Annotated in this window: 8 protein-coding genes; 1 reads left to right on the top strand and 7 read right to left on the bottom strand. The window is 45.8% G+C overall.

Features of this window, described 5'->3' with window-relative positions:
* Positions 1-177 precede the first annotated feature (177 nt).
* From sufB to lspA, 5 genes are all read right to left on the bottom strand, one after another.
* Positions 178-1,626 (bottom strand): Fe-S cluster assembly protein SufB, encoded by a 1,449-nt coding sequence (gene sufB / locus ABL924_RS02120; RefSeq protein ID WP_349025411.1) that lies wholly within the window; start codon positions 1,624-1,626, stop codon positions 178-180.
* A gap of 9 nt (positions 1,627-1,635) precedes the next feature.
* Entirely contained in the window at positions 1,636-2,094 is a 459-nt protein-coding gene (locus ABL924_RS02115) for an SUF system Fe-S cluster assembly regulator (protein ID WP_349025410.1), read from the bottom strand.
* 141 nt (positions 2,095-2,235) lie between these two features.
* Positions 2,236-3,840: an NAD(P)/FAD-dependent oxidoreductase gene (locus ABL924_RS02110; protein WP_349025409.1), complete on the bottom strand. Its 1,605-nt coding sequence runs from the start codon at positions 3,838-3,840 to the stop codon at positions 2,236-2,238.
* Between the two features lie 433 nt (positions 3,841-4,273).
* Positions 4,274-6,208: a heavy metal translocating P-type ATPase gene (locus tag ABL924_RS02105; RefSeq protein WP_349025408.1), complete on the bottom strand. Its 1,935-nt coding sequence runs from the start codon at positions 6,206-6,208 to the stop codon at positions 4,274-4,276.
* Between the two features lie 134 nt (positions 6,209-6,342).
* Entirely contained in the window at positions 6,343-6,834 is a 492-nt protein-coding gene (gene lspA, locus ABL924_RS02100) for a signal peptidase II (protein WP_349025407.1), read from the bottom strand.
* A gap of 214 nt (positions 6,835-7,048) precedes the next feature.
* On the opposite strand from lspA, the gene ABL924_RS02095 reads away from it, so the two are divergent.
* The gene (locus ABL924_RS02095) at positions 7,049-7,267 is read left to right on the top strand and encodes a DUF4124 domain-containing protein (RefSeq protein ID WP_349025406.1); all 219 of its coding nucleotides are present in this window, start codon (positions 7,049-7,051) and stop codon (positions 7,265-7,267) included.
* A gap of 175 nt (positions 7,268-7,442) precedes the next feature.
* Here the strand turns inward: ABL924_RS02095 and ABL924_RS02090 are convergent, their stop codons facing one another.
* Together ABL924_RS02090 and nadA are read right to left on the bottom strand one after the other, a co-directional pair.
* Entirely contained in the window at positions 7,443-7,850 is a 408-nt protein-coding gene (locus tag ABL924_RS02090; protein ID WP_349025405.1) for a hypothetical protein, read from the bottom strand.
* 224 nt (positions 7,851-8,074) lie between these two features.
* Positions 8,075-9,172, bottom strand: coding sequence for a quinolinate synthase NadA (gene nadA / locus ABL924_RS02085; protein ID WP_349025404.1), 1,098 nt, complete (start codon positions 9,170-9,172; stop codon positions 8,075-8,077).
* Between the last annotated feature and the right edge of the window lie 101 nt (positions 9,173-9,273).

Genomic DNA, 9,273 nt, shown 5'->3' with positions numbered 1-9,273 from the left:
GCATTAGGAAGATTTAGAGACTCCATAAGTTCAAATTCATTTGTACACTGACTAATTTCTTTAAGCTCGTCTATGAACGGGTCTAACTTAAATAATCTTTCCATACAAATTATGATGTTTTAACTTTTCAACAAGAAGTTAGTTTACATGCTACATGAAATAATTTTACAAAAAACACTACCCAACCGACCCTTCCAAACTCAACCCCAACAACGCCTGTGCCTCTACCGCAAACTCCATCGGCAATTCTTTAAAGACTTCTTTGCAGAAGCCGTTGACGATCATCGAGACTGCATCTTCTGCCGATAAGCCGCGTTGCTGGCAGAAAAACAATTGGTCTTCGCTGATTTTGGAGGTGGTCGCTTCGTGTTCGACTTGTGCGGACGGCTGTTTGACTTCGACATACGGAAAGGTATGTGCGCCGCATTTATCACCGACCAATAAGGAATCGCACTGGGTGTAGTTACGGGCATTTTCGGCACTTTTCAACACCTTTACCAAGCCGCGATAGGTGTTTTGCGCCTTGCCTGCGCTGATGCCTTTGGACACAATCGTGCTGCGGGTATTTTTGCCGATGTGGATCATCTTGGTGCCGGTGTCGGCTTGTTGCCTGTTGTTGGTAACGGCCACGGAATAAAACTCACCGATGGTGTTGTCGCCGGTCAGGATGCAACTGGGGTATTTCCAAGTGATGGCGGAACCGGTTTCCACCTGCGTCCACGACACTTTGGCGTTATCACCCCGGCAATCGGCACGTTTGGTGACGAAGTTATAAATACCGCCCTTGCCTTCTTTGTCACCGGGATACCAGTTTTGCACGGTTGAATATTTGATAGTCGCGTCTTTTAATGCGATCAATTCAACAACCGCCGCATGAAGCTGGTTTTCATCGCGCATCGGCGCGGTGCAGCCTTCAAGGTAAGACACATGACTGCCTTCATCGGCAATAATCAAGGTGCGCTCGAATTGTCCGGTATTGGCGGCGTTGATGCGGAAATAGGTGGACAATTCCATCGGGCAGCGCACGCCTTTGGGAATATACACAAACGAGCCGTCGGTAAATACGGCGGAATTCAATGCCGCAAAAAAGTTATCGCCTGTTGGCACGACCGAACTTAAATACTGTTTGATTAAGTCGGGATGGTCGCGCAAGGCTTCGGAAATCGGGCAGAAAATAACCCCGGCATCTTTTAATTTGCCTTTGAACGTGGTCGCAACGGACACACTATCAAAAACGGCATCAACGGCAATGCCAGCCAACTTTTCCTGTTCATCTAAAGGAATGCCCAATTTTTTATAAGCCGCCAAAACTTCAGGATCGATCTCATCCAGGCTTTTCGGGCCGTCTTCCTTGCGTTTCGGTGCGGAATAATAGCTGATGGCCTGATAATCAATTGGCTCGATATTCAATTGCGCCCAATCAGGCGACTTCATGGTTTGCCAATGGCGGAACGCTTTCAACCGGTATTCCAGCATGAATTCCGGTTCATTTTTGACTTTCGATAGTTTATGGATAACCGTCTCATCCAAGCCAACGGGAAACGTATCAGTCTCGAGTTCAGTAACGAAACCTTGCTTATACGTTTGGTTAATCAGGTTATTTATTTCTTGAGTACTTGCAGACATAACTGGCTCTCAAATTGGACGGTAGATACTGGAAACCGGAATCATAAATTCTTGGGGTGGTAGATTAACTGGCTTAATCATATCTGCCAGCGTTACCGCTTCCAGGGCATTTTGTATGGCTTTGTTGATTAAGCTCCAATTGCCGCTAATACCGCAGCCAGATGCCTGTTCACAACCTTCGTGGGAAATACTGCATTCAGTCAAGGCAATTGGCCCTTCTAACGCACTGATGACTTCCGCTACGGAAATATTTTCTGGCGGCCTAGCCAGGGCATAGCCACCTTTTATTCCACGTGTTGACACCAACACATTGGCATTAACCAATATTTTTAAGACCTTGCTGACAGTCGGCAAAGCAATCCCAGTGGCCTCAGCCACGCCCATGGCGGAATGGGTTTGGTCGCTTTCTTTTGCAATGTGGCTTAATATGACTGTTGCGTAATCAGTTAGCTTGCTTAACCGTAACATACACTGCTCCAAGTAATTGAGTACTATTTTAGTCCTATTTAATTATTGAGTAAATAGTTAGCGTCATTGCAATGCAAAATGAGTCTGACAAACGCTTTAGTTTCGTTCAGGACAGTCGATAAATATCGCGAATACATTGTTTTACTTTATACGGATCATATCAAGCGCCAAAGCCTCAGCTACTTTGATGCCATCCACCGCAGCAGACAGGATTCCCCCTGCATAACCAGCGCCTTCTCCCGCCGGATAAAGCCCTTTGGTATTAATACTTTGGTAATGTTCATTGCGTTTGATGCGGATAGGCGATGAAGTTCGGGTTTCAACACCCGTCAACACCGCATCGGGCATGGCAAAGCCAGGAATTTTTTTGTCGAATGCAGGGATAGCTTCGCGGATTGCTTCAATCGCGTAATCAGGCAGGGCTGAATCCAGGTTGCATAGATGGACATCAGGTAAATAAGAAGGCAGCACTTTACCGGAGGAAGTTGAGGGGGTATTAGCCAGAAAATCGCCCACTAATTGCCCTGGAGCCGAGTAAGTTTTGCCGCCGAGTATGTAAGCATGGGCTTCCAATCGTCGCTGGTAATCAATTCCTGCCAGCGGATGTCCAGGATAATCATCCGGCGTTATACCAACAACAATACCGCTATTGGCGTTGCGTTCATTCCGGGAATATTGGCTCATGCCGTTGGTGACCACGTGTTCGGCCTCGGAAGTGGCGGCCACCACCGTTCCGCCCGGACACATACAAAAACTGTAAACCGAACGGCCATTTTTGCAATGATGCACCAGTTTGTAGTCGGCCGCGCCTAATATCGGGTCACCGGCATTGTTACCAAAACGGCAAGCATCAATCAAAGATTGTGGATGTTCGATCCGAAAACCCACAGAAAAGGGTTTAGCTTCAATGTACACGCCCGATTCATAAAGCATTTTGAAGGTATCTCGTGCGCTATGTCCGACGGCAAGCACGATGTGATTGCTAGCGATGGTTTCGCCATTAGTAAGGGTAACGCTCTGAACTTGATTGTTTTCAATCTGGATTTTATCTACACGGCTTTGAAAGCGGATTTCACCGCCCAGCAATTCAATCTTAGCGCGCATTTGTTCCACCACCGTCACCAGCTTATAAGTACCGATATGGGGCTTGCTAACGGTTAGTATTTCGGCAGGCGCACCCGCTTTGACGAATTCTGTCAGCACTTTCCGCCCATAGTGGTTGGGATCTTTGATTTGCGTGTACAGCTTGCCGTCGGAAAATGTACCCGCGCCGCCTTCACCAAATTGCACATTGGATTCGGGGTTGAATTGCCGTTTTCGCCAAAGGCCGAAGGTGTCTTTAGTGCGTTCCCGTACCTCTTTACCCCGTTCAAGGATGATCGGGCAAAATCCCATTTGCGCTAGGATTAATCCCGCAAATAAACCGCAAGGCCCAGTGCCAATTACAATTGGTCTTGTTAAAAGATTTTTCGGTGCTTGGGTGACAAAGCGATAAGATGTATCGGGTGTTATTGTAATTTTCGGATCATCTTTTAAGCGTAATAAGATGCCTTTCTCATCTTTAGTTTCTAAATCAATCGTATAGATGAGGTGGATGTCATTCTTTTTACGGGCATCATGGGCGCGGCGGAATACTTTATAAGTTATAAGGTCTGCTTCGGTTATACCTAGCTTAACTAGGATGGTCGATTTGATTGCGCTTTCTGGGTGGTTTAGGGGGAGTTTGAGTTCGGTGATTCGCAACATGGTGGTTTATAAATAAGTTATTTAGTTTGCAGATTGCTTTTAAGTGAACGCCTAAAAATTCAATAAGCTCCTTCTCCCTTGAGGGAGAAGGCTGGGATGAGGGGGTTAACTTATTGAGTTTATTCTACTTACCCCAGCTTAAAATGGGCTGGTTCATGCGTTTATTAATGTTAAACATCATTAATTGCCGTGCGTCTTAGTGAAGATAATGTAGGTGTATGCTGTCGAAAACAAGAACATAACAATACTGAGAAAAAATGTGGCGATGATCTGGACTCGTATAAGTGATACGTTATTTTCCAATCCTGTTCCTTTCGTCCCAAGTTTGAAAATAAGCGTCCCCGTCTTTTGCCCTTTCAGCCCCAAAAAGAAACATAAGAGGCTAATACAAAAATAAATAACCGGTAAAATAATGTCAAACATATTCATCTGTCTAATAATCTGAAAGTGTTTTCGGCGGAATCGCCGCCCTAAACGCATTCAAAATCGCAATTACATCAATTACTTCCTGGGTAATTGCCCCAGCGACTGGCGACAAATAGCCCAAGCCAGCAAAACCCATTCCTATTAAACTCAACGCCATGCCGCCTATTGCGCTTTGCAGGGCAATTCTACGCATACGTTCGCCGATATGGAAAAGCTCATCCACTTTCAGCAACGAACTATCCATGATGACCGCATCGGCGGATTCTCCGGTAATATCGCTGTTCTGTCCGAACGCAATGCCGATGGTTGCGGCGGTCAGCGCGGGTGCATCGTTGATGCCGTCGCCCAGATAGACGGTTTTTGCAGCTTTGGTTTCGGTGCGAACGATTTCCAGCTTTTGCTCTGGGCTTTGGCTAAAAAACACATGCTTGATGCCGACTTGTTCGGCAAGATAGCGCACTTCAGATTCTCTGTCGCCTGACACGATCATCACCCGGTCAAACGCATGATTAGGTATCAAGTGATTGATGAACGACGAACTATCGGAACGCACTTCATCCCTAAATTGCAGCATTGCAGCATAGTTACCGTCAATCAGCGCTACACATTCCAAACCGCCACTAACGGGCGGCAACTGGCTTGCAATATCCGGTTGGTATTCCAGAATTTTTTTACGGCTAGTCACTTGGACTTTTTTTCCCGCCACCTCACCTATCACGCCATCTCCAGCTAACTCTTTAATATTAACAACACCAAGTAGTAATAAACCTGCTTTTTCTGCTGCCTTAACAATCGAGCTGGAGAGCGGATGCCGTGAATAGCGTTCCAAGCTGGCGATTAACGTCAGCACGGTTTTTTCATCATAGGAACTGGCAGGAATCAGTTTAGTCAGGGACGGACGACCATAAGTGAGCGTGCCTGTTTTATCGAAAATCGCAGTCCGACACTGTCCTATGGTTTCCAGGATAGCCGGATTCTTGATGATAATTTCGCGCTTTGCCGCCAATGAGATAGAACTAATAATCACGACCGGAATACCAATTAACAAAGGACAGGGCGTGGCAATCACCAACACCGCCAAAAATCGCACCACATCACCGTAATACCACCAACTGGCAATGGCAATAAGCAAAGCCAAAGGTGTGTACAACGCACCAAGTTGGTCACCTAAGCGTCTGAGCTGAGGACGGTGCTGTTCAGAAGCACGCATGACTTCCGTGATTTTTGCATAGCGCGAATCGACCGCCAGTTTATCTGCACAAATTGTCAATGCCGAATCCCCGTTAATAGCCCCCGACATCACTTGTGAACCGCTGGTTTTAGACATCATATAAGGCTCGCCAGTCAGATAGGACTCATCCATCGTACCAACCCCTTCCAGCACCGTGCCATCCACAGGACAAAGTTCATGCGGGAGTATCAATAAGGTATCACCAATATTGACTTGCTCGGTGGGAATATCCAAAACGCCCTCATCCGATTGTTTATGGGCAATAGATGGCATACGCTTAGCTAATGCTTCTAGTACCGAAGACGCTTTTCTTACCGCGTAGGTTTCCAGTACCACGCCACTGGAAAGCATTAATATCACTAAACTTCCGGCAAGATTCTCGCCCAGCAACACGGAGGTGACAATTGATACGCCAGCGAGCAAATCGGCACCAAAATCGCCTAGCAGAAATTTCTTGATAATCTGTAAAACCAGAGGGATTCCGCCCAGGATTAATACAAGATACAGCGGCATTTGTACCAAAGAAACAGGAAAACTAAGCTGTCCTTGATAGACGTTGGCAACTGCTGAAGCTAAAGAAGCATTGAGCGCCACCGTATAGATTTCGTCCTCTATCTTTAAGCCAAAGCGCAAAACCAGATACGCGCAAATACCCAACAAACTGAATACCAGAATGAATTTTTCAGAGGTTGTTTGCTTGGGTTGTGCCATGTTTTTTTAGATTCAGGGAAAATTTGAGCTTGCTCATACGAAGTGTACGCTCATCGTTCGACAAACCCACCACGAACACTTTGAACAGTTTGCCATTCGTCGATCTCGTCGAAGGATTGTGCGGCGATGTTTAATTAAACTCTTTCTTTTCGCTCATATAGCGAATCTGCAATTAGAACAAGCACCCCGACGCTAACGGCAATATCTGCAACGTTGAAAATGCCTGTACGTAAAGAACCTATTCCGATATTCATAAAATCAATCACATAACCACACATCATGCGGTCAATCAGATTACCCATACCGCCAGCAAGCAGAAGGCTAAAAGCCAGAATCTCTAAGGTTGAGGCCGATTTGTAAAATAAAGTAAATCCAAGCAAAACCAGCAACAATGCACCTACGCCAACCGAGAAAATACCTGCGCGAAAACCTTCTGGCAGTGAGGCTCCGAAGCCTAAAAATGCCCCTTGGTTATGGGCAAGTTGTAGCCGAACCGTATCGCCCAGAAACGACCACACTTCAGTTTCGGATAGAAACGATTGGGCGACGGACTTGGTCGTTTGGTCGCAAGCCACACATGAAACCAGGACGATAAAAACCAAGATAATTCGTTTTGTAATGGCCATCGAAAGTCCTTTGGCTGTTAATTTTCTGGATTGACCGACAAAGCCTTGCATTTGTGCATATAAATTATAAATAAGCAGTACTTCACAGAACTGAAATAACAATCGGTTAACAATGATTTAATAAGTAATAATAGCGAAACTGTGATTAGCCAGACCATTTTAATTTGTCGGCAGTACATTTACTTTATCAACCCTATCTATTTTTGGAACATCAATGAACAAACGAATTAACTTAAATTGGAATCTTGCCGCGACCATTGCCGTGTTTGTATTCGGTAGCTTATTAGCACCAGATGCCTTCGCAAAAAGCCTCTACAAATCGGTAAATGCGGATGGAAAAATAACTTACAGCAACCATCCTACTGCTAAGAGCCAGGCTGCACAGAACATAAGCTTACTAAAGGCCAGTCCAAAGTTTAGCGTCTCTAAGTAAACAAGCTTACCGAGCAACGTAGGATGTGGTGAACAAAGTAGTGAACCACTTCAATCGCGAAACACGAAAGATGCGGTTCGTACCTCACCGCATCCTACCGGGCTAACGTGAAGCTAAGCAGACCAGTGGAACGTAGCAGAACCGGATCGGCTTGAGCGTTATGTTGAACATTTCTTCAGCATTTGCCAGCAGCTCGTAGCAATGCATTGCAGCTTGCATTGTTCGTTTTTCCTATGTCACTCGATCCCCTGGTAAAATCAGTACACATAGCGTCTGCACCGCTTGCCATACCCCAAGTCGCAACTTTACCAAACCCAGACGGTTCTAAAATCTCACATTTAAAGGTAGACCCATCATCAGTTTTAACTGTGTACTGCATTCCGTCATAACCTGCCGGTGCTTCTACTGCCTGTGAATTGGTGATTTTAAAATTGCCAATTTCACGGCCAATAGCCATTGATATTTTCCCCTCGGCTTTGTTGCTTGTTTGAGCAGAAGTATTCGAGGTAGAAGTATTATTTGCTGTTGTCGCGCAACCGGAAAGCAACAACAAGACAGTTGCCGTAAGAAGCATTTGTGCCATTTTTAATTCTCCACCGCTCCAAATTAAGGAAACGCAAGGCATAGGAGCGTGAAGTTATGCCCAACATATAGTAAACACCTTTTTAGGTGTAAAACAATTATAAAATAATGGTGCAAATTATGGTTAATCAGTACTAATTTTCATTATCTTAGTAGTTATTTTGTTAGCAACAAACCACAAACACACCTTAAAACCTATCGTTCCTATTTAAATCCAACTCCCTTTTAATGTATCGCCAACATATTATCCAACGCCTTCTTGGCTAACCATGCATCGTCCTTATCCACCACAATCTGGTTAATCACATGACCGTTAGCAAGATTATCCATCACCCACGCCAGATGCTGCGGGTCGGTACGGAACATGGTCGAACACATGCACAAGGTGGGTGACATGAAGTGGACGTTTTTGCCGTCTTTTTTGCATTCTTCATGCAGACGGTTGACCAAGTTTAATTCCGTTGCCACCAGCCAGCGGGTATTAGGTTCGGCTTCGCGGATGGTGCGTAAGATGCTGGTGGTCGAGCCTATGTATTCGGCTTTCTGGCAGACTTCAAAAGGCGCTTCTGGATGGGCGATGACCTTGGTTTCTGGATATTTCGCCAGGAAGTTGTCGATCTGCTCCGGCTTGAACATTTGGTGTACCGAACAGAATCCGCCCCAAAGGAAGATTTTGGCGTTCCTGATTTGCTCTTCGGTTAAACCACCCATCGGCTTGTTAAAATCCCACAGTGCCAATTGATCCAAAGGAATGCCCATGCGGTAGCCGGTATTTCGTCCTAAATGCTGGTCGGGGAAAAACAGCACTTTCGGGCGGTTGGCAAAACTCCATTCCAGGATTTTTTGTGCGTTGGATGACGTGCAGACAATACCTTCATGCTCACCGCAAAACGCTTTCAGGTCGGCGGCGGAATTAATGTAAGTCACGGGCGTGACTTCATTGTCGACATCAATCACTTGCCCTAATTCTGCCCAACATTTCTTGACTTTGACCAGATTAGCCATATCCGCCATCGAGCAACCGGCCGCCAAGTCAGGCAAGATGGTAATTTGTTCGGGACGAGTTAGGATGTTGGAGACTTCCGCCATGAAATGCACACCGCAAAACACGATAAATTCGGCTTCAGCAGCAGCGGCATCACGCGATAATTGCAAGGAATCACCGACATAATCGGCGTGCTTGAACACTTCATCGCGCTGGTAATGGTGTCCTAAGATGACGCAGCGCTTACCTAACTTTGCTTTGGCGGCAGTAATCTTCGCATCGCATTCCTCATCGCTGAGTAATGCGTAATCTTGTATGGGGAGCGGTGTCGATGTCATTGCTTAACCTAAGTAGTTAAATCCGTGTGGCGGAAATGTATTAAGGGGATCTCTAAAAATCCCATCTCCCGTGAAGGAGAAGGGGCAGATACTTGTACCCA

Origin of the sequence: Methyloglobulus sp. (genome assembly GCF_040079455.1) — a bacterium.
GTDB lineage: Bacteria > Pseudomonadota > Gammaproteobacteria > Methylococcales > Methylomonadaceae > Methyloglobulus.
This window is presented reverse-complemented; position numbering and strand designations above follow the sequence as displayed.

Excerpts from the sequence above, each read along its gene's own strand:
- lspA (WP_349025407.1), bottom strand. The coding sequence starts at position 6,834 with ATGGCCATTACAAAACGAATTATCTTGGTTTTTATCGTCCTGGTTTCA.
- sufB (WP_349025411.1), bottom strand. The coding sequence starts at position 1,626 with ATGTCTGCAAGTACTCAAGAAATAAATAACCTGATTAACCAAACGTAT.
- ABL924_RS02110 (WP_349025409.1), bottom strand. The coding sequence starts at position 3,840 with ATGTTGCGAATCACCGAACTCAAACTCCCCCTAAACCACCCAGAAAGC.
- ABL924_RS02090 (WP_349025405.1), bottom strand. The coding sequence starts at position 7,850 with ATGGCACAAATGCTTCTTACGGCAACTGTCTTGTTGTTGCTTTCCGGT.
- nadA (WP_349025404.1), bottom strand. The coding sequence starts at position 9,172 with ATGACATCGACACCGCTCCCCATACAAGATTACGCATTACTCAGCGAT.
- ABL924_RS02115 (WP_349025410.1), bottom strand. The coding sequence starts at position 2,094 with ATGTTACGGTTAAGCAAGCTAACTGATTACGCAACAGTCATATTAAGC.
- ABL924_RS02105 (WP_349025408.1), bottom strand. The coding sequence starts at position 6,208 with ATGGCACAACCCAAGCAAACAACCTCTGAAAAATTCATTCTGGTATTC.
- ABL924_RS02095 (WP_349025406.1), top strand. The coding sequence starts at position 7,049 with ATGAACAAACGAATTAACTTAAATTGGAATCTTGCCGCGACCATTGCC.